Here is an 18,879-nt window from a genome sequence, read left to right as displayed (position 1 = left end):
ATTCAGCCTCGGCCGCGACGACCAAAGAAGAACGAAGCGATGAACATCACCAGGAACACCACGAACAGAATCTTGGCGATACCCGTGGCGGTGCCCGCGATACCACCGAAGCCCAGGACTGCAGCCACAATGGCGATGATCAGAAATGTGATTGCCCAACTCAACATGGTGATTCTCCTTAAGCTTTCATAGAGGTAACAGCAGTGATGCCATGCGGCCGCTCGGCATGAGCGACGTTTTGTTGCTTAGAACACCCAGCGTTCCTGAACCGGCAGTTCGCTCAGGGTGGAATCCTGGTCTGCCACTCTCAGTTGCGGGGCGGTTACATCGACAGCCGTGCTGGCGACGGAACGGAAGTGGGTCTGGGTCATGACGGGACGCTCGAACTGCGCAGTCGGCTGCTGACTCTGCTGCCAATGCTGCATCTGCTGGCCGGCGATCAGCGTGACCATCAACGCCAGACTGGCGAACAGGCCTTGCTGCAGATGCAGTGGCGATACACGCAATTGGCTTAGGCTTTGGCGAGTCATACTGCTTTCTCCCGCATTCTGATTATTCGTTCATGACGCTCTATGCATTACCTATTGCAGAGCGCATGCCAGGTTTATTACAAAATAAAACCCTTTAAAATCAATAAGATATGAATTATTTAAACGCACGCCCCACAGCATCCTGCACGATGCCCCCTGTAGGGCCGTGCGAAATGCACGATGGCCAGTAGTCGGGTCGAAGGAGCGAAAGTAGCTGCAGGATTGCCGAAGCGGCGAGAAGATATGAAAACGCCACTAGCGCGGGGCTTTAGCGGGGCACGTAGGAAGGTATGCAGATAGCTGCGCGACGTTGCCTTTTATCGATCAGAATAAACCATGCAACTTGCCCGATTATTCCGGGACTAAACACCAACATTCATAGTTAAGGAGCGCGGGACAGATGGAATCAGCCAAGGAACTTCAAGGCCGCATTCTTTTAGTGGATGACGAGTCCGCGATCCTCCGTACCTTCCGTTATTGCCTGGAAGATGAAGGCTACACCGTTGCCACCGCCAACAGCGCGGCCCAAGCCGATGCCTTGATGCAACGCCAAGTGTTCGATCTGTGCTTCCTGGATTTGCGCCTGGGCGAAGACAATGGCCTGGATGTATTGGCCCAGATGCGTGTCCAGGCGCCATGGATGCGTGTCGTGATCGTGACGGCCCACTCCGCCGTGGACACTGCGGTAGACGCCATTCAAGCCGGCGCCGCCGATTACCTGGTCAAACCCTGCAGCCCGGACCAGTTGCGCCTGGCCACCGCCAAGCAACTGGAAGTGCGCCAGCTCTCGGCACGCCTGGAAGTGCTGGAAGGCGCGGTACGCCAATCCAAGGACGGTCTCGACTCCCACAGCCCGGCGATGATGGTGGTACTGGAAACCGCACGTCAGGTAGCCGGCACCGACGCCAACATTTTGATTCTCGGCGAGTCGGGCACCGGTAAAGGCGAGTTGGCGCGGGCCATTCACGGCTGGAGCAAACGCTCGAAGAAATCTTGCGTGACCATCAACTGCCCCTCGTTGACTGCAGAACTGATGGAAAGCGAATTGTTTGGCCACAGCCGCGGTGCCTTCACCGGTGCCAGCGAAAGCACATTGGGCCGAGTCAACCAAGCGGATGGCGGCACACTGTTTCTCGACGAAATCGGCGATTTTCCGCTCACTTTGCAGCCAAAACTGCTGCGTTTCATTCAGGACAAAGAATACGAGCGTGTCGGCGACCCGGTTACCCGTCGCGCTGACGTGCGCATCCTCGCCGCCACCAACCTGAACCTGGAAGACATGGTGCGCGACGGCCGCTTCCGTGAAGACCTGCTGTATCGCCTCAACGTCATCACCCTGCACCTGCCGCCGCTACGCGAACGCAGTGAAGACATCCTCGCCTTGGCGGACCGGTTCCTGGCGCGCTTCGTCAAGGAGTATGCCCGCCCGGCTCGCGGCTTCAGCGATCAGGCACGCGAAGCACTGCTCAACTACCGTTGGCCCGGCAACATCCGGGAGCTGCGCAACGTGGTGGAACGCGCCAGCATCATCTGCCCTCAGGAAAAGGTCGAGATCAGCCACCTTGGCATGGCCGAGCAACCGACCAACAACGCACCGCGCATTGGTGCGGCACTGAGCCTGGACGAGCTGGAGAAAGCCCATATCGGCGCCGTCCTGGCCACCAGCGATACGCTGGACCAGGCCGCGCGCACCCTTGGCATCGATGCGTCGACGCTGTATCGCAAACGTAAACAGTACAACCTATGAGCTGTACCTCATGAAGCTCGCGATGAAACTGCGTACTCGACTATTCCTGAGCATCTCAGCGCTGATCACCGTGGCCCTGCTGGGGCTGGTCCTGGGCCTGGTCAGCGTGATGCAGATGGCCAAGACCCAGGAATCGTTGATTCGCAGCAACTTCGTCACCCTGGAGCTGGGTCTCAAGTTGCGCCAGAGCCTGGGCGATCAACTGATGATGATGCTCGAAAAGCGCCCAGATCCGGCTGCCCTGCAAGCTTCCAAGCAGCAATACTTCGACCTGCTGGACCAGGGCATCGCCCATGAACAGCGTGACGGACTGACCCACGGTTTCAGTCAGGCACGCGACGACTACCAGCACCTGCTGCAGGCATTTGACGAATTCCAGCAGAACCCACCTGTACCGGGCAGCAAGGAAAAGCTCACTGAAACCTTCAATACCCTGCGCAATGGGCTAATCGTTCACCACAAACAGGCGCTGGAAAATATCAGCACGAGCGAGCACAGATCCCGCGAACGGGCGCTGTTGATTGCCAGCTTACTGGGGCTGGTAGGCCTTGCGGTGCTGATCATCGGTTTTGTGACCGCGCATGGCATTGCCCGGCGATTCGGCGGGCCAATCGAAGCGCTGGCCAAGGCTGCCGACAAAATCGGGCAAGGCGATTTCGAAGTGACATTGCCGATATCGTCGGCGGCGGAAATGAACCAGCTGACCCGTCGCTTCGGCATCATGGCCGAGGCATTGCGCCAACATCAGGCCACCAATGTCGATGAGCTGCTCGCCGGCCAGCAGCGCTTGCAAGCAGTACTCGACAGCATTGACGACGGCTTGCTGATGATTGATCGCCAGGGCCATCTCGAGCACCTCAACCCTGTGGCGCAACGCCAGCTGGGTTGGGACGAAGCGCGCCTCGGCCAGGGCCTGGGCGAAGCGCTGGGTCGTCCGGAAATGGATGAACAGCTGCACTTGGTGCTGCGCGGCGGCAACCTGGAGCGGGCGCCGGAGGATCTGGAAGTTGAAGTCGAAGGCGAGCTGCGTCTGCTGACGTACAGCCTGACCCCGGTCAGCCATACACAGGGGCACATTCTGGGCGCTGTGATGGTGCTGCATGATGTCACCGAGCAGCGGGCCTTTGAGCGGGTGCGCAGCGAGTTCGTATTGCGCGCCTCCCACGAGCTGCGAACACCGGTGACCGGCATGCATATGGCCTTCGGACTGTTCCGCGAGCGGGCCAAGTTCCCGGCGGAGTCACGCGAAGCGGACCTGCTGGATACGGTCAATGAAGAAATGCAGCGGCTGATGCAGTTGATCAACGATTTGCTCAACTTCTCGCGCTATCAGAACGGCCTGCAGAAACTCACGCTGGGGCCATGCGATGTGACTGACCTGCTCGAGCATGCCCGCGCTCGATTCGCCGAGCCGGCGGGCGCGCAAGGTATTGAACTGATGGTGGAGGTGCAATCTGACCTGCCGCGCCTGTATGCCGACCAGGCACAACTGGAGCGCGTGCTCGACAACCTGCTGGGTAACGCCATGCGACACACGGCCGAGAGAGGGCAGATTCGCTTGCAGGCTCGGCGTCATGGTGAGCGGGTAATTATCAGCGTCGAGGACAACGGCGAAGGCATTGCGTACGGCCAGCAAGGACGCATCTTCGAACCTTTCGTGCAGGTGGGGCGCAAAAAAGGCGGCGCCGGCCTGGGGCTGGCGCTGTGCAAGGAGATCGTGCAATTGCACGGCGGCCGCATGGGTGTGTACTCACGGCCGGGGCAGGGCACACAGTTCTATATGGCCTTGCCTCTGTAGGCGCGCGCTTTTGTGGCGAGGGTGCTTGCTGCCTTGCCACAAAAACTTGCCAGCCATTTCAGCGCTGGTTCAAGGCATGCAGGATCGCCGCACTTTCCGCATCCGGCGTTCCGTCAAACAGCGATGGACGGAAATGCATCTGGAACGCGGCGATTACATGACGCGTGGCCACATCCAACTCGCCGGTCTGTGGGGTCTGGTAACCCAGACGGGCCAGTTCTTGCTGGAACCAACTGATGCTTGGCAGTTGCGTGGCGTACTGCGCCTGGAATCGAGCCACCGCCTGGGCATCCGGCCAAATCCCCAGGCCTTCATCGGCCAGACGCTTCCAAGGGAACAACGGGCCAGGGTCCAGCTTGCGCAGCGGGGCGATGTCGCTGTGCCCAATGATGTTCTTAGGGGCGATCCCGTTACGCTTGCTGATGTCCTTGAGCAACACCACCAGTGATTTCACCTGAGCTTCGGAGTACGGGTACCACACCCGACCGGTCGGGGTGTCGCTATAGCCCGGGTTGACGATCTCGATGCCGATGGAGCTGGAATTGAGCCAGGTGCGCCCCATCCACTCACTTTCCCCGGCGTGCCAGGCACGCTGGCTTTCATCAACCAGCTTGTAGAGGGTGCCTGAAGCGTCATCGCCGATCAGGTAATGGCTGCTGACCTGACCATGGGTCAATAACGCCAGGGAGCGCTCAAGGTTGGCCGAGGTGTAATGCACCACAACGAACTGCACACGGTTGTCGTGATTAACCGAAGGATGGCTGGTGTTCAGGCGCGGGCCGCTGGAGCAACCGGCGAGCACAAGAACGGCAAAAGCAATAAAGAGAGATTTCATGGCAGAAGGCATTACGCAGAGGACGATAATGCAACAGTGTAACGTAACGTCAAATCCCAGGCGGCGAAATTACAAAATGGAACATCTTTTACGCCGCCTGCACCTGGTTACGTCCCGCTGCCTTCGCCCTGTAAAGCGCCTCATCTGCGCGCTTGAGCGCCAGGTCACTGCGCTCGCCTGGTTGAAACTGCGCGACCCCCATGGATACCGTGATGGTTACCGGCACGCCCTTGAAGTGAAACGGGCAAGCCTCGATGGCCGCCCGCAACCCTTCACCCACGGCCAGGGCATCCGCCAAGGCTGAGTCGGGCATCAACAACACAAATTCTTCGCCGCCGAAGCGCGCAATAAAATCGGTCGGCCGCAGGCGCTTGCGCAGCACACTGGCAATGATCTTCAGCACTCTATCGCCGGCCAAGTGGCCGTAGCCGTCGTTGATGCGCTTGAAGTGGTCCAGGTCCAGCATGGCCAGTGACAGACTGTTGCCACGTTGATGCCAGGCATTGACCTCCTGATCCAGGCGCTCACTCCAGGCTGCGCGGTTGGGCAGGCCGGTGAGTGGATCGATCAGCGCCTTCTGGCGCTGTATTTCCAAATGCTCACGATAGCCCTGGGCTTCCTGCTCCATGTTCGCCACCCGCTCCGCCAGGCCCTGGAGGCGTGCGGCCACTTCCTGTTCGCGTTGGTCGCGCTGCTGGCGGTGTTCGTCCATGGTGCCGAGCAAGCCTTCAAGGTGGCTCTCCAGCAGTTGCTTGAGGCTGTCCAGATCGGCAGCTTCCTGCACGCTGCTTTGCAGGCCGTCCACTTGCTCGCGAATCTGCGTGTCCAACTGGCGCGCAGCGGAGCGACTGTCGGCGTGACCTTCGCTGGCAACCTGCAGATGGCCCTGGAATGCCTCAAGGCGTTCGTTGAGCTGTTTAAGGTAAGCCTCGAACTCATGCTGGCCGCTGTCGGTGACAGCCAACATCAGCACCGCCAGGTCGTCGAGGATCGGCAGCAGTTCGTACCAGTTCAAGCCATGGGCAAGGCGTTCGCGCATGGCTTCGGCCTGAGGCCGGTGGCGCTCGGGCAGGGACAGGTCTTCCAGCAGGCCGAGCAAGGTGTTTTCAATGTGCTGGGCAACCGAGCTGTAGGACGGCTCGGGCGAATCGGGCAGCGCGTAGAGCCCCTCCGATTGCACTGCATCGGGATCAGGCTCTGCGGTATCCCATACGGGCGGGAGGGAAAGGCTGCCGATGAGGGTTTCTTCAGGCGTGTCGACTGAGTCTTGGGGCTCTTCGATAAAGGCAGCAAGTGCGCTTTCGGGAGCGGCTTCCTCAGGCGGCACCGCAGGCTCGGGGGTTTTGTCAGGCGTGGACACGGGTGACGTTTGAGCAGGCGCCTCGAACTCAAACGTTGCGCCGGCAGGCACAGGCTCTTTGACCGGTGCAACGGCCTCAGGCTCGGCGGCCGTCACTGTTTGTGGCAACGGTGCAAACGCGCGCAAGGCTTGTGTCAGTTCTTCGGACTGGGCCGGTTCCGCAGGCTCAGGGCCAGGTTTGGGCGCAACGGATTTTGCCGCAGGGAGCACCTCGGGCTCAGGCGCAGAGGTGTCATTGGAGACCTCTTTGGCACCAAACAAGCGTTGCAACAAACCGGGCCCGGAGCGTGGGGTTTCACCCTCTGGCTCCAGGTTTTGCAGCGCCTGCTCTTGCAGGTTGCTCAACTCGCTGAGCAGCAGCGGAATTTCCCGCGCCTGCCCCACCCGAGCGTCGAGCTGTTTCGCGAAGGTCTTCAGCGGGCGCGACACCTCACGGGGCAGCGGCAGTTTCTGCAACTGCGCGACCAGGGCGGTGAGGGCGGAACTGATCTGGTCAACCCGCGTTTCGCGGCGCTGCTCGGAATCCAGCACGGCCTTTTCCAGACGCGGCAGCAGGGCAGCCAGGGCAGCGTCCATGTCGTCGGTGCGCACCACATCGCGCATTTCCTTCATGCATTGATCGACAGCACGGTCAGTGCCTTCGGCCGCCAGCGTGCTGCGCACCAGCCCTCGGCGTAGCAGGTCGAGGCGGGCGGCCCAGCGGCGTTCGAGCTTGTCTTGTTGCTCGATGCTTTTAAGGTATTTCTCTTTCCAGCGCTGGGCGTCGTCGCTCATGCAAGAGGTCCGCGAGGGCCTGGGCTCAACGCGGGTAATGCATCAGCCGTAAGCGAACCCGGCAGACGAATCTCTACCGCGACCGGCAGGTGATCGGAAATGGGCTGCGCCAGCACCTGCACACTTTCCAGTGTGAGGCTCGGGCTGAGCAGGATGTGGTCCAGACAGCGCTGCGGACGCCAGCTGGGAAACGTGGCTTCGACCTGCGGCGCCAGCAGGCCGAGGTCGCGCAGCGGGGAATTCTGCAGCAGGTCGTTGGCATGGGTGTTCATGTCACCCATCAGCACCTGGTGCTTGTAGTTGCCGATCAAGTCGCGCACGTAGGCCAACTGAAGGTTGCGCGTACGCCCGCCGAGGGCCAGGTGCATCATCACCACCACCAACGCTTCCGGACCTTCGCCAAAACGCACAAGGATCGCGCCTCGCCCTTTGGGGCCCGGCAACGGGTGATCCTCGATGACGGTCGGCTTCAAGCGGCTGAGCACGCCATTGCTGTGCTGCGCCAGGCGCCCGAGGTTGCGATTGAGTTGCTGGTACCAGTAGGGGAAGGCGCCGAGCTGGGCAAGGTGCTCCACCTGGTTGATGTAGCCGGAGCGCAGGCTCCCGCCGTCGGCTTCCTGCAGGGCGACCAGGTCGAAGTCGCTGAGCAGGTCGCCGATTTTTTGCAGATTGCCGGTGCGCCCTTTGTGCGGCAGCAAATGCTGCCAGCCCCGCGTGAGGTAGTGCCGATATTTCTCGGTGCTGTTACCCACCTGGATATTGAAACTGAGCAGCCGCAAGCGGCTGTCTGCCGGCAGGCCTGTGGATTCCAGATGATGTTCGTTGACCCGCGGATCATGCAGGCCTACAACGCGTTCGGTACCCCAGCGGCGCATGGCGAGCCCCTTACTTGGCTGCGCGCTCTTTGGCGATCAGCTGGTCAGCGACATTGAGCGTCTCTTCGGGGCCACCGGTGCTGCCCAGGTCGAAACGGTACTTGCCGTTGACGATCAGGGTCGGTACGCCTTGCACGCCATACTTCTGCGCGAGTTCTCTGGCCTGTTTGATCTGGCCCTGGATGGCAAAGGAGTTGAAAGTGGCCAGGAACTTGTCTTTATCGACGCCTTGGGTAGCAACGAAGTCAGCCATTTCGTCTGGCTTGGTCAGGCGCTTGCCTTCTTTCTGGATCGCGTTGAATACCGCGTTATGGACCTTATGCTCCACACCCATGGCTTCCAGGGTCAGGAACAGTTGGCCGTGGGCATCCCATGGGCCGCCGAACATGGCCGGAATGCGCTTGAAGTTCACGTCCTTCGGCAGCTTCTCGGCCCAAGGGTTGATGGTCGGCTCAAAGGCGTAGCAATGCGGGCAACCGTACCAGAACAGCTCCACCACTTCGATCTTGCCGGGTACCGAAACCGGCACCGGGTTAGCCAATTCAACGTAGGTTTTACCGGCTTCAAGCGGCACGTCGGCAGCTTGTGCGGTCATGCCGAAGAGACTGGCAGTAACGAGGGCGGCGCTGAGGATCAGATTACGCATGCTTTACTCCTGGACAAATACGGTCGCCTCACGCGACCTTTAGGTGTGACAGGTCTACGCGGACATGAGTTCGTTAGTGTAACGGCAGCCGCCACAAAAAAGGGCGGCCGTAGCCACCCTTTTTATGCTTGCATCGATGGATTAATCGAGCGTTAACGTTGCAGGCTGTCAGTGCAAGCCTTGGATGTAACTGGAGACTGCCGCAATGTCTTCGTCACTCAGTTTACGGGCGATGGTGCGCATGGTCATTGCGTCGCCATCGTTGGCCCGGCCGGCTTCTTCCTTGCGGAAGTCGGTCAACTGCTTGGCGATGTAAGTGGCGTGCTGGCCACTCAGGTGCGGGAAGCCTGCCGGGGCGTTGCCTGCGCCATTGGGCGAATGGCAGCCGGTGCAGGCGGGCAGGCCTTTGTCCAGGTCGCCGCCACGAAACAGCTTCTCGCCACGGGCGACCAGTTTCGGATCGGCAGCTCCCACGCTGCCTTTCTGACTGGCAAAATACGCCGCGATGTCAGCCATGTCCTGATCGCTGGAGTTGGCCAGCAAGCCGGTCATTTCCAGCACCACGCGCTTGCCATCCTTGATGTCGTGCATCTGCTTGGTCAGGTAACGTTCACCCTGGCCGGCGAGTTTGGGGAAGTTCGGTGCCGGGCTGTTACCGTCCGGTCCATGGCAAGCACCACACACGGCGGCTTTCGCCTGCCCCGCGGTAGCGTCGCCTGCAGCATGGGCAACACCGGTGATGCCCAAGGTCAACAGCAGACTCACGATCAGTTTGTTCATCAGCTAATCCAACTACGGCTAAGGGTTTAAGAGTTATCTACCGGGTTTACTCACCATCAACTCAATGATGGCCTGGTAATCCTCAGTACTGCAGTCCTTGCACAAACCACGCGGCGGCATTGCCTTGAAACCCCGGGTCATGCGTTACACCGACATGACCACGCAAACTCGGTTGTACAGCGCTTGCGGTTCCTGTGTAGCCTGGGCGCTTTAACGCGCGATCAGGACACCGAAGCGAGTCACCATCAGGTCATACATCGACCTGTTCAGGGTTTGAGAGCGTTTTGCGTTCTAATGCGCAATGAAGGTCTTTCGCTCCCGTGAACTTCATCCTTCGCTGGGACAAAGCACACACAAAATCTGCGGCATTATATACTGGCGCTACTGAAACGGAAACGACACCGCTTGCCGCACCCTTTTTCGGCACCGCCCACATCGGAAATCTCATGCAACTCAAGAATCCCATCCTCGGCCTGTGCCAACAGTCCACCTTCATGCTCAGCGCCGCCAAAGTGGACCAATGCCCCGATGACGAAGGCTTTGAAGTCGCCTTCGCAGGCCGTTCCAACGCCGGTAAGTCCAGCGCACTGAACACCCTGACCCACGCCAGCCTGGCACGCACCTCGAAAACCCCGGGTCGCACGCAGCTGCTCAACTTCTTCAAGCTAGACGATGATCGGCGTCTGGTCGACCTGCCGGGCTACGGTTATGCAAAAGTCCCTATCCCATTGAAGCTGCATTGGCAGCGTCACCTGGAGGCTTACCTGGGTGGCCGGGAGAGTTTGAAGGGGTTGATCCTGATGATGGACATCCGTCATCCAATGACCGATTTCGACCTGTTGATGCTCGACTGGGCGGTCGCCAGCGGCATGCCGATGCATATCCTGCTGACCAAGGCCGACAAGCTGACCTACGGCGCAGCCAAGAACACCCTGCTCAAAGTGCAGACCGAGATCCGTAAGGGTTGGGGCGACGCAATCAGCATCCAACTGTTCTCCGCGCCAAAGCGCATGGGCCTGGAAGATGCCTACACTGTACTGGCCGGCTGGATGGAATTGGCGGACAAAGGCGCTGAGATCGCCGAGTAACTTTTGCGCGGGCAAAAAAAACCCCGGACTTCGTATGGGGAGGGAAGTTCGGGGTCCAAGTTCCGGACCGCTAGGGCGGGGTCCAGATATCTGCCAACACTTAACACAACATAGGAGCATTGAAGGGCTTCACCACCCATTCAGTAACTCTGAGTGACGGTTCACAGGTTAAGTTCCGGCGGGTTCAAAAAACTCTTGGAAATAACTGACGGCAGTTTCCGATCTAAAGCGCCGTGCCATCACGCGCGGTGATGGCACAGCCGCAGAATCAATGGGCCTCGTCCCAGTTATCGCCAACGCCCACGTCCACCACCAGGGGCACGTCCAACTGCGCGGCAGCGCTCATGTGTTCGCGGATTCTCTGGCTGACCTCCGGGATCAGATCCTCACGCACCTCCAGTACCAGTTCGTCATGCACCTGGAGGATGACCTTGGCGTCCAGGCCCGACTCGGTCAGCCAGTTGTCCACCTTCACCATGGCTTTCTTGATGATGTCCGCCGCCGTGCCCTGCATGGGCGCGTTGATCGCGGTGCGCTCTGCCGCCGCGCGCTCCTGAGGCTTGTTGGAGTTGATATCCGGCACGTACAGGCGCCGCCCGAAGAAGGTTTCCACAAAACCCTGGTCCGCCGCCTGGGCGCGGGTGCGCTCCATGTATTCGCGCACGCCGGGATAGCGGGCGAAGTACACATCGATATAAGCCTTGGCGGTCTTGGTGTCGACGCCAATGTCCTTGCCGAGCTTCTGGGCGCCCATGCCGTAGATCAGGCCGAAGTTGATCGCCTTGGCACTGCGGCGCTGGTTGGAGGTAACCTCGCTCAATTCAACCTTGAATACCTCGGCAGCCGTGGCGGTGTGCACGTCCAAGTCGTTGCGAAAGGCGTTCATCAACCCTTCGTCTTTCGACAGGTGCGCCATGATCCGCAGCTCGATCTGCGAATAGTCCGCTGCCAGCAGCTTGTAGCCTTTGGGTGCGATAAACGCCTGGCGAATGCGTCGCCCTTCGGCGGTGCGCACCGGGATGTTCTGCAGGTTCGGATCGCTGGAGGACAAACGCCCGGTCGCCGCCACCGCCTGATGGTAAGACGTATGAATACGCCCAGTACGCGGGTTGATCTGTTCCGGCAGGCGGTCGGTATAGGTGCTTTTCAGCTTGCTCATGCTGCGGTACTGCATGAGCACCTTGGGCAGCGGAAAATCATCCTCGGCCAGCTTGGCCAGCACTTCTTCAGCCGTGGATGCCTGGCCCTTGCCGGTCTTTTTCAACACCGGCATTCCGAGTTTCTCGTAGAGAATCGCCCCGAGCTGCTTGGGCGAACCGAGGTTGAACGCCTCGCCGGCGATCTCGAATGCCTGGCGCTCCAGCTCGACCATCTTGTTGCCCAGCTCGATGCTCTGGATGCCCAGCAGTGCCTTGTCCACCAGGGCGCCCTGGCGCTCGATACGTGCCAGCACCGGCACCAACGGCATCTCGATATCCGTCAACACACTGGCCAGGCTCGGGACCGCTGCCAGCTGCGCGTGCAGCTTCTGGTGCAGGCGCAACGTCACATCGGCATCTTCGGCCGCATACGGGCCGGCTTGCTCGAGGGCGATCTGGTCGAATGTCAGCTGCTTGGCGCCCCTGCCGGCGATGTCCTGGAAGCTGACGGTGTCGTGGTCCAGGTATTTTTTCGCCAGGCTGTCCATGTCATGGCGGGTCGCGGTGGAGTTCAGTACGTAGGATTCGAGCATGGTATCGAAGGCGATGCCCCGCACGATGATGCCCTGCGCAGGGTCACCACCAATAGCGCAGTTGGCCAGGATATTCATGTCGAACTTGGCGTGCTGGCCGACCTTGAGCTTGGTCGGATCTTCCAGCAACGGCTTCAAGGCCAGCAGCACGGTGTCACGGTCCAATTGATCCGGCACGCCAGTGTAGGCATGTGTCAGCGGGATATAGGCCGCTTCATGGGGCTGCACCGCGAACGAAAGCCCAACCAACTGGGCCTGTTGGGCGTCGATCCCGGTGGTTTCGGTATCGAAGGCAAACAACGGCGCGTCGTTGAGCTTCTTCAGCCACAGATCGAACGTGGCCTGGTCCAGGATGGTGGTGTAAACCGACTCCACCGGCACCGCTATCACCGCCTCAACCGACGCTTGGGCGACGGGCGCAACCTCGTTTGCCGTCTTGAGCTCGACACGCTTGGTATCGCGCTGGATCTCTTCGTACCAGCTCTTGAACTCAAGCAGCGTGTACAACTCAAGCAGCTTTTCGCGATCCGGCTCGATCAGGTGCAGGTCGTCCAGGCCGATATCCAGGGGCACGTCGATCTTGATCGTCGCCAACTGGTAAGACAGGAACGCCATCTCCTTATGCTCTTCCAGCTTCGCCGGCAGCGTCTTGGCGCCACGAATCGGCAGGGTCGGCACAATATCCAGTTGCTCATACAGCTCTTTCAGGCCGCCATTCACACCCACCAGCAAACCGGAGGCGGTCTTCGGGCCAATTCCGGGAACGCCAGGGATGTTGTCGGACGAATCGCCCATCAACGCCAGGTAATCGATGATCTGCTCTGGAGCGACGCCGAATTTCTCCTTTACGCCCTCGATGTCCATCGAACTACCGGTCATGGTGTTGACCAAGGTAATGTGCCCGTCCACCAGTTGCGCCATGTCCTTGTCGCCGGTGGAGATCACCACGGGACGGTCAGCGGCCGCGCTGCTGCGGGCCAGGGTGCCGATCACGTCATCGGCCTCGACGCCTTCGACGCACAGCAACGGGAAGCCCAGGGCGATCACGCTCTGGTGCAGGGGCTCGATCTGCAGGCGCATGTCATCGGGCATGCTCGGGCGATTGGCCTTGTATTCGGCGAACATTTCATCGCGAAAGGTCCCGCCCTTGGCGTCGAACACCACGGCGAACGGGCTGTTCGGGTATTGCCTGCGCAGGCTCTTGAGCATGTTCAACACGCCCTTGACCGCGCCGGTGGGCAGGCCTTTGGAGGTGGTCAGCGGTGGCAGCGCGTGGAAGGCGCGGTACAGATAAGAAGAACCGTCCACCAGGACGAGAGGCGCTTGGCTCATGAGCAGGATCAACCTTTTCGGCGGGTCAGGCGCTAGAATAGCCGGACCAATGAAAACAAAGGGACAAGGTTATCATGCGTACATTCAATCGCCTGCTGTTCACTGGCTTGATTGCACTCGCTCCGATGGCTGCCATGGCGGCAGACGATGCGCCGTCGGCCGATCCGGAAGTGACCATTCGCACGGAAGGCGACAAGACTATCCAGGAGTACCGCCAAAACGGCTTCCTGTACGCCATCAAGGTCACGCCAAAAGGTGCGCCACCGTATTTCCTGGTACGCGCTGACGGAACCGATGCGAACTTCATCCGTTCTGACCAGCCGGATATGCTGATCCCGTCATGGAAGATCTTCGAATGGAAATGATTCCCTAACTTCAACCGGCGCCGCGCTGAGCGGCGCCCGTAATGGCAGTTTTAACCATGTCTGTGTTCACCCCCCTGGCTCGGCCCGAGCTGGAAACCTTTCTTGCCCCTTACGGGCTCGGCCGCCTGCTTGATTTCCAGGGGATTGCCGCCGGTAGCGAAAACACCAATTTCTTTATCAGCCTGGAACAGGGCGAGTACGTCCTGACCCTGGTCGAACGGGGCCCCGTCGCCGAAATGCCGTTCTTCATCGAACTGCTCGACGTACTCCACGACGCCGACCTGCCTGTGCCTTACGCCCTGCGCACCACTGACGGCGTTGCCCTGCGCACGCTGGCCGGCAAGCCGGCGCTGCTGCAACCACGCCTGGCCGGCAAGCATATCAAGGACGCCAACGCCCAGCATTGCGCTCAGGTCGGCGACTTGCTCGGTCACCTGCATCTGGCGACCCAGGGCGACAAGGTGCTGGAGCGCAAGACCGATCGCGGGCTGGATTGGATGCTCAGTGAAGGCGCGCAGTTGATTTCGCACCTGAACGACGCGCAACAGCGGCTTCTGCAGGACGCCTTGAGCGAGATCCAGGCCTGCAAGACGCAGATCCTTGCCCTGCCGCGCGCCAACGTTCACGCCGACCTGTTCCGCGACAACGCCATGTTCGAAGGCACGCACCTGACCGGCCTGATCGACTTCTACAACGCCTGCTCGGGGCCGATGCTGTACGACGTCGCCATCGCCTTGAATGACTGGTGTTCGGATGCCGACGGCGTGATTGACGGGCAGCGCGCCCGTGCGTTGCTTGGGGCTTACGCGGGGCTGCGGCCGTTTACCGCGAAGGAAGCCGAGCTGTGGCCGACCCTGTTGCGCGTCGCGTGCGTGCGCTTCTGGCTGTCGCGGCTGATCGCGGCGCAGGCGTTTGCCGGGCAGGATGTGCTGATTCATGACCCGGCGGAGTTCGAGCAGCGGCTGATGCAGCGTCAGCAAGTAGCTGTCCACTTGCCGTTCGCCCTCTAAAGATACACACGATCAAAAATGTGGGAGGGGGCTTGCTCCCGATTAGGGTGGGTCAGCCAATGATGTGCTCACTGACACTCCCACATCGGGAGCAAGCCCCCTCCCACATTTGATCTGCAGTGGCAGTCAGAGCGATTCCAGGCAGCCAGCCAGATCATTGCCCAGTTTTTCCAGCACCTGCTCGTAACCCTGGGCCGTGGCCGGGGTGTAACCGCCCAGCGCGTCCAATTCCGCGAGCTTCACCGGCAAACCCGCCACCAGCGTCTCGGCCAGACGCGGCCGCAACGGTGGCTCGCTGAACACACAGGTCTTGCCCACTTCCTGTAACCGCGTGCGCATCGCCGCCACATGCTGGGCGCCTGGCTGCACTTCGGCTGCAACGGCAAACACGCCGGCGTGCTTCAAACCGTAGGCGTCTTCGAAGTAATCAAAGGCTTCGTGAAATACAAAGTAAGGTTTGCCCTCAACGCCGGCCAAACGCTGCTTCAGGCGCACATCCAGCGCATCCAGGCGATCCTCGAAGGCCTTTGCGTTGCTCTGGTAACGCGCGGCATTGGCAGGGTCGGCGGCACTGAGGTCAGCCGCCATACGCGCCGCGATCACCCGCGCATTCACCGTCGACAGCCACAGATGTGCATCCACACTGCCGGGGCGATGATCGTGGTCATGTTCGTCGGCTTCATCGGCGTGGGAGTGGCTATCTTCGCCGAACCGGCGCAGTTTCATGCCCGGCAGGTCCTGCACGGCCACCGTTGTCGCCGTACGGCCTTTCAGCACGCGCGGCAGAAATGTTTCCATGTCCGGCCCGATCCAGTAGAGCAGGTCTACCGACTGCACGCGCCGTACGTCGGATGGGCGCAATGCGAAGTTATGCGGCGACGCACCCGGTGGCAGCAACACCTCCGGAACCGCTATACCGTCCTGTACAGCAGCGGCAATCAGTTGCAGCGGCTTGATGCTGGTCAGCACCTTGACCCCGGCCTGAGCGGCGCCAGCCATGAACAAACTGGTGACAAATACGACAAAAACGGGAAAAAGTCGGGACACGATGACCACTCAATGGCGTAGGAACGGGTAACATAATAACGTCTCTATCAAATATCTGTCGCCGCTCATGCCTATAACACCTCTTGCCAGCCGTCCCCACGACCACTCTCACTGCGTTCACACCGCGCTGTCGGAGGCCGACACCCTGTGCGCGCAGAAGGGTTTGCGCCTGACCGCGCTGCGTCGTCGCGTGCTGGAGCTGGTGTGGCAAAGCCACAAGCCGCTCGGCGCGTACGACATCCTCGGCGTACTCAGCGAGCAGGACGGCCGCCGCGCTGCGCCGCCCACGGTTTACCGTGCGCTGGATTTCCTGCTGGAAAACGGCCTGGTGCACCGCATCGCTTCGCTCAATGCCTTTGTCGGCTGCAACCACCCGGAACACGCGCATCAGGGTCAGTTCCTGATTTGCCGCCAGTGCCACGCCGCCATCGAGCTTGAACAAAAAAGCATCAGTGACGCCATCATCAAAAGCGCCGCTGAAGTCGGCTTCAGCGTCGAAGGGCAAACGGTCGAAGTGGTCGGCCTGTGCTCGGGCTGTCAGGGGGCGTGATGAGCAATGCGTTAATCCGCCTGGAGCAGGTTGGGGTCACGTTCGCCGGGCAAAACGTGCTGGATGACATCGCATTGAGCGTGGAGCCGGGGCAGATCGTTACCCTGATCGGCCCCAATGGCGCCGGCAAGACCACCCTGGTGCGCGCCGTGCTGGGCCTGCTCAAGCCGGACCGTGGCAGCGTATGGCGCAGGCCCAAACTGCGCGTGGGCTATATGCCGCAGAAGCTGCACGTAGACCCGACACTCCCGCTTTCCGTACTGCGCTTTCTGCGCCTGGTACCGGGGGTTGACCGTGCCCGCGCGCACGCGGCGCTCAAGGAAGTCGGCGCCGAACAGGTGATCGACAGCCCGGTGCAGAGCATCTCCGGCGGTGAAATGCAGCGCGTGCTGCTGGCCCGCGCGCTGTTGCGCGAGCCAGAGCTGCTGGTGCTCGATGAGCCCGTGCAAGGCGTCGACGTCGCCGGGCAAGCCGAGCTGTACAGCCTGATCACTCGCTTGCGCGACCGTCACGGCTGCGGTGTGCTGATGGTGTCTCACGATTTGCACCTGGTGATGAGCACCACCGACCAGGTGGTCTGCCTCAACCGTCACGTGTGCTGCTCCGGCCATCCGGAACAGGTCAGCGGCGACCCGGCGTTCGTCGAGCTGTTCGGTAAGAACGCGCAAAGCCTGGCGATCTACCATCATCACCATGACCACGCCCATGATCTGCACGGCGCCGTGGTTGACGACTCCGCCGCACCCCACCCTCATGTTCATGGAGATAGCTGCAAGCATGGCTGATTTTCTGCTCTACGCCCTGCTGGCAGGCTTGGCTTTGGCGCTGGTGGCGGGCCCGTTGGGCTCATTCGTGGTCTGGCGGCGCATGGCGTACTTTGGCGACACGTTGTCCCATGCCGCGCTGCTCGGCGTGGCCATGGGCTTCCTGCTGGATGTGAGCCCGACCATCGCCGTCACTGTCGGCTGCCTGCTGCTGGCGGTGTTGTTGGTGACGCTGCAACAGCGCCAGCCACTGGCTTCCGATACGCTGTTGGGCATCCTGGCGCCGAGTACCTTGTCCCTGGGCCTGGTGGTGCTGAGCTTCATGCATGAAGTGCGCATCGACCTGATGGCCTACCTGTTTGGCGATCTGCTGGCGATCAGCCCTGTCGATCTTATGTGGATCCTGGGCGGCAGCGCGGCGGTGCTGGTGCTGCTGGTGAGCCTGTGGCGCCCGCTGCTGGCGATTACCGTGCACGAGGAACTCGCCACGGTGGAAGGTTTGCCCGTGCCGGCCCTGCGCCTGGCGCTGATGTTATTGATCGCGGTGGTGATCGCTGTCGCGATGAAGATTGTCGGCGTATTGTTGATCACGTCGCTGTTGATCATTCCCGCAGCCGCCGCTCAGCGCCATGCTCGTTCGCCGGAGCAAATGGCAATCGGCGCGAGCCTTTTGGGCATGTTGGCAGTGTGTGGAGGCCTGGCGTTGTCATGGTTCAAGGACACACCGGCCGGGCCGTCGATCGTAGTATCGGCGGCCGCCCTGTTTCTGCTGAGTTTTGTCCTGCCCCGTCGAGGGGTGTAGACTTGCTCGCTTTTTGCGCAAATAGAGAGTCGCAGGAATGAAGCCGTTCACCTTCCGTTATCTGCTCCTTGCCGCATTTTCCCTGCTGCTGGGCGCCTGTCAAAGCACACCGCCCGCCGCCCCCGAAGCGCTGGACCCCCGTGCTGCGGCCATCGCGCAACTGGAGCAAAACCTGGCCAGCAGCGAATTGGCCACCGCCGAAGACCAGCTCGCCACGTTGCAGGCCCAATCGCCCAACGATCCGGCGCTCGAGGCTTACCAGCGGCAATTGGCCGAAGCCTACCTGCAGCGCAGCCAGATCGTGCTGCAAAAGGGTGATGTCAACGCCGCCGCCACAGCCCTGAGCCGTGCCCGCGCGCTGATGCCCAAGGCCCCGGCCCTGACCGGTGGCGTCAACAGCGCCATCAGCCATGCGCGCAAAGCCGAGCTGGATCAGGCCGAGGCCGCCTTGAAAGCCGCCGAAGCCAAGCCCGCCGCCAAGGTCATCGACCCGGCGGCGCCGAGCACCACCGTGGCGTTGAACCTGGCGGATGTCGAAGCCATGCGCCATCAGTTGGATGCCATCGCCACCGACGTGGTGAATTACCAGTGCGACGTCAGCCTCCAGGTGCCACGCACCGAGGATTACCCGTGGCTGGCCACGTTGCTGACCAAACGGGTGAAGCGCATTGATGCAGGGTATGACCTGAAGATTCACCGGCAGATTTTGAAACACATTCCGGCGCAGGTTGTGCTGATACCGCGTAAGGCAGATTAAAAGCATCGGGGGCAAGCCCCCTCCCACAATTTGAATGTATTCACAGTTCAAAATGTGGGAGGGGGCTTGCCCCCGATGGCGATCTAA

At 60.8% G+C, this 18,879-nt stretch carries 18 protein-coding genes and 1 pseudogene; 9 read left to right on the top strand and 10 right to left on the bottom strand.

Going from position 1 to position 18,879, the window contains the following annotated elements:
• Positions 1-2 precede the first annotated feature (2 nt).
• Together C4J88_RS00450 and C4J88_RS00445 are read right to left on the bottom strand one after the other, a co-directional pair.
• On the bottom strand, positions 3-167 hold the full coding sequence (locus C4J88_RS00450) for a DUF1328 domain-containing protein (protein ID WP_003170804.1): 165 nt from the start codon (positions 165-167) through the stop codon (positions 3-5).
• A 78-nt stretch (positions 168-245) separates the two neighbouring features.
• Positions 246-530: a hypothetical protein gene (locus C4J88_RS00445; RefSeq protein WP_124360653.1), complete on the bottom strand. Its 285-nt coding sequence runs from the start codon at positions 528-530 to the stop codon at positions 246-248.
• Between the two features lie 400 nt (positions 531-930).
• Here C4J88_RS00445 and algB point away from each other — a divergent pair, with 400 nt between their 5' ends.
• Both algB and C4J88_RS00435 read left to right on the top strand, forming a co-directional pair.
• Complete coding sequence (gene algB, locus C4J88_RS00440) at positions 931-2,277, top strand: sigma-54-dependent response regulator transcription factor AlgB (RefSeq protein ID WP_124405922.1); 1,347 nt, start codon at positions 931-933, stop codon at positions 2,275-2,277.
• Between the two features lie 10 nt (positions 2,278-2,287).
• Positions 2,288-4,075, top strand: coding sequence for a KinB sensor domain-containing domain (locus tag C4J88_RS00435; protein WP_124402606.1), 1,788 nt, complete (start codon positions 2,288-2,290; stop codon positions 4,073-4,075).
• A 58-nt stretch (positions 4,076-4,133) separates the two neighbouring features.
• On the opposite strand, the gene C4J88_RS00430 is transcribed toward C4J88_RS00435, so the two are convergent.
• The 6 genes and pseudogenes from C4J88_RS00430 to C4J88_RS27550 form a co-directional block, all read right to left on the bottom strand.
• Positions 4,134-4,910, bottom strand: coding sequence for an N-acetylmuramoyl-L-alanine amidase (locus C4J88_RS00430; RefSeq protein WP_124365298.1), 777 nt, complete (start codon positions 4,908-4,910; stop codon positions 4,134-4,136).
• A gap of 88 nt (positions 4,911-4,998) precedes the next feature.
• Positions 4,999-7,044, bottom strand: a complete 2,046-nt coding sequence (locus tag C4J88_RS00425) for a GGDEF domain-containing protein (RefSeq protein ID WP_124405921.1) — start codon at positions 7,042-7,044, stop codon at positions 4,999-5,001.
• Positions 7,041-7,919, bottom strand: coding sequence for an endonuclease/exonuclease/phosphatase family protein (locus C4J88_RS00420; RefSeq protein ID WP_124360648.1), 879 nt, complete (start codon positions 7,917-7,919; stop codon positions 7,041-7,043). Before C4J88_RS00420 ends, C4J88_RS00425 begins: the two co-directional genes overlap by 4 nt.
• A 10-nt stretch (positions 7,920-7,929) precedes the next feature.
• Positions 7,930-8,565, bottom strand: a complete 636-nt coding sequence (gene dsbA / locus C4J88_RS00415; RefSeq protein WP_124365296.1) for a thiol:disulfide interchange protein DsbA — start codon at positions 8,563-8,565, stop codon at positions 7,930-7,932.
• A 168-nt stretch (positions 8,566-8,733) separates the two neighbouring features.
• A complete protein-coding gene (locus C4J88_RS00410) occupies positions 8,734-9,345 on the bottom strand; it encodes a cytochrome c4 (RefSeq protein ID WP_124365295.1) in 612 nt (203 codons plus the stop codon).
• 33 nt (positions 9,346-9,378) lie between these two features.
• Positions 9,379-9,591: pseudogene (locus C4J88_RS27550) on the bottom strand (cytochrome).
• A 200-nt stretch (positions 9,592-9,791) separates the two neighbouring features.
• Between C4J88_RS27550 and yihA the strand changes: the two are divergent.
• A complete protein-coding gene (gene yihA / locus C4J88_RS00400; protein ID WP_124360645.1) occupies positions 9,792-10,433 on the top strand; it encodes a ribosome biogenesis GTP-binding protein YihA/YsxC in 642 nt (213 codons plus the stop codon).
• Positions 10,434-10,701: 268 nt separating this feature from the next.
• Here the strand turns inward: yihA and polA are convergent, their stop codons facing one another.
• The gene (gene polA / locus C4J88_RS00395; RefSeq protein ID WP_124405920.1) at positions 10,702-13,497 is read right to left on the bottom strand and encodes a DNA polymerase I; all 2,796 of its coding nucleotides are present in this window, start codon (positions 13,495-13,497) and stop codon (positions 10,702-10,704) included.
• 74 nt (positions 13,498-13,571) lie between these two features.
• Here polA and C4J88_RS00390 point away from each other — a divergent pair, with 74 nt between their 5' ends.
• Together C4J88_RS00390 and C4J88_RS00385 are read left to right on the top strand one after the other, a co-directional pair.
• Complete coding sequence (locus tag C4J88_RS00390; protein WP_124360643.1) at positions 13,572-13,862, top strand: DUF2782 domain-containing protein; 291 nt, start codon at positions 13,572-13,574, stop codon at positions 13,860-13,862.
• A 56-nt stretch (positions 13,863-13,918) separates the two neighbouring features.
• Complete coding sequence (locus C4J88_RS00385) at positions 13,919-14,872, top strand: homoserine kinase (RefSeq protein WP_124405919.1); 954 nt, start codon at positions 13,919-13,921, stop codon at positions 14,870-14,872.
• Positions 14,873-14,998: 126 nt separating this feature from the next.
• Here C4J88_RS00385 and C4J88_RS00380 read toward each other — a convergent pair whose 3' ends face one another.
• Positions 14,999-15,928 (bottom strand): zinc ABC transporter substrate-binding protein, encoded by a 930-nt coding sequence (locus tag C4J88_RS00380; protein WP_124405918.1) that lies wholly within the window; start codon positions 15,926-15,928, stop codon positions 14,999-15,001.
• A 58-nt stretch (positions 15,929-15,986) separates the two neighbouring features.
• On the opposite strand from C4J88_RS00380, the gene zur reads away from it, so the two are divergent.
• Genes zur through C4J88_RS00360 form a run of 4 tightly spaced genes read left to right on the top strand, consistent with a single transcriptional unit; the run spans position 15,987 to position 18,792 of the window.
• Positions 15,987-16,469, top strand: coding sequence for a zinc uptake transcriptional repressor Zur (zur, locus tag C4J88_RS00375; RefSeq protein WP_124365291.1), 483 nt, complete (start codon positions 15,987-15,989; stop codon positions 16,467-16,469).
• Positions 16,469-17,254, top strand: coding sequence for a zinc ABC transporter ATP-binding protein ZnuC (gene znuC, locus C4J88_RS00370; RefSeq protein ID WP_124405917.1), 786 nt, complete (start codon positions 16,469-16,471; stop codon positions 17,252-17,254). Before zur ends, znuC begins: the two co-directional genes overlap by 1 nt.
• Entirely contained in the window at positions 17,247-18,035 is a 789-nt protein-coding gene (gene znuB / locus C4J88_RS00365; protein ID WP_124360638.1) for a zinc ABC transporter permease subunit ZnuB, read from the top strand. The genes znuC and znuB overlap by 8 nt, the downstream gene beginning before the upstream one ends.
• Before the next feature lie 37 nt (positions 18,036-18,072).
• Positions 18,073-18,792 carry a PA5502 family lipoprotein gene (locus C4J88_RS00360; protein WP_124405916.1) on the top strand — a complete coding sequence of 240 codons (720 nt, stop codon included), beginning with the start codon at positions 18,073-18,075 and terminating at the stop codon, positions 18,790-18,792.
• Positions 18,793-18,879: the final 87 nt, after the last annotated feature.

This window comes from Pseudomonas sp. R4-39-08 (assembly GCF_003852275.1).
GTDB lineage: Bacteria > Pseudomonadota > Gammaproteobacteria > Pseudomonadales > Pseudomonadaceae > Aquipseudomonas.
Note: the sequence above shows the minus strand (reverse complement) of the source record. Positions and strands in the feature narration are given on the sequence as shown.

Bases quoted from the DNA above. Each gene is read 5' to 3' on its own strand.
- C4J88_RS00450 (WP_003170804.1), bottom strand. From the start codon at position 167: ATGTTGAGTTGGGCAATCACATTTCTGATCATCGCCATTGTGGCTGCA.
- C4J88_RS00445 (WP_124360653.1), bottom strand. From the start codon at position 530: ATGACTCGCCAAAGCCTAAGCCAATTGCGTGTATCGCCACTGCATCTG.
- algB (WP_124405922.1), top strand. From the start codon at position 931: ATGGAATCAGCCAAGGAACTTCAAGGCCGCATTCTTTTAGTGGATGAC.
- C4J88_RS00435 (WP_124402606.1), top strand. From the start codon at position 2,288: ATGAAGCTCGCGATGAAACTGCGTACTCGACTATTCCTGAGCATCTCA.
- C4J88_RS00430 (WP_124365298.1), bottom strand. From the start codon at position 4,910: ATGAAATCTCTCTTTATTGCTTTTGCCGTTCTTGTGCTCGCCGGTTGC.
- C4J88_RS00425 (WP_124405921.1), bottom strand. From the start codon at position 7,044: ATGAGCGACGACGCCCAGCGCTGGAAAGAGAAATACCTTAAAAGCATC.
- C4J88_RS00420 (WP_124360648.1), bottom strand. From the start codon at position 7,919: ATGCGCCGCTGGGGTACCGAACGCGTTGTAGGCCTGCATGATCCGCGG.
- dsbA (WP_124365296.1), bottom strand. From the start codon at position 8,565: ATGCGTAATCTGATCCTCAGCGCCGCCCTCGTTACTGCCAGTCTCTTC.
- C4J88_RS00410 (WP_124365295.1), bottom strand. From the start codon at position 9,345: ATGAACAAACTGATCGTGAGTCTGCTGTTGACCTTGGGCATCACCGGT.
- yihA (WP_124360645.1), top strand. From the start codon at position 9,792: ATGCAACTCAAGAATCCCATCCTCGGCCTGTGCCAACAGTCCACCTTC.
- polA (WP_124405920.1), bottom strand. From the start codon at position 13,497: ATGAGCCAAGCGCCTCTCGTCCTGGTGGACGGTTCTTCTTATCTGTAC.
- C4J88_RS00390 (WP_124360643.1), top strand. From the start codon at position 13,572: ATGCGTACATTCAATCGCCTGCTGTTCACTGGCTTGATTGCACTCGCT.
- C4J88_RS00385 (WP_124405919.1), top strand. From the start codon at position 13,919: ATGTCTGTGTTCACCCCCCTGGCTCGGCCCGAGCTGGAAACCTTTCTT.
- zur (WP_124365291.1), top strand. From the start codon at position 15,987: ATGCCTATAACACCTCTTGCCAGCCGTCCCCACGACCACTCTCACTGC.
- znuC (WP_124405917.1), top strand. From the start codon at position 16,469: ATGAGCAATGCGTTAATCCGCCTGGAGCAGGTTGGGGTCACGTTCGCC.
- znuB (WP_124360638.1), top strand. From the start codon at position 17,247: ATGGCTGATTTTCTGCTCTACGCCCTGCTGGCAGGCTTGGCTTTGGCG.
- C4J88_RS00360 (WP_124405916.1), top strand. From the start codon at position 18,073: ATGAAGCCGTTCACCTTCCGTTATCTGCTCCTTGCCGCATTTTCCCTG.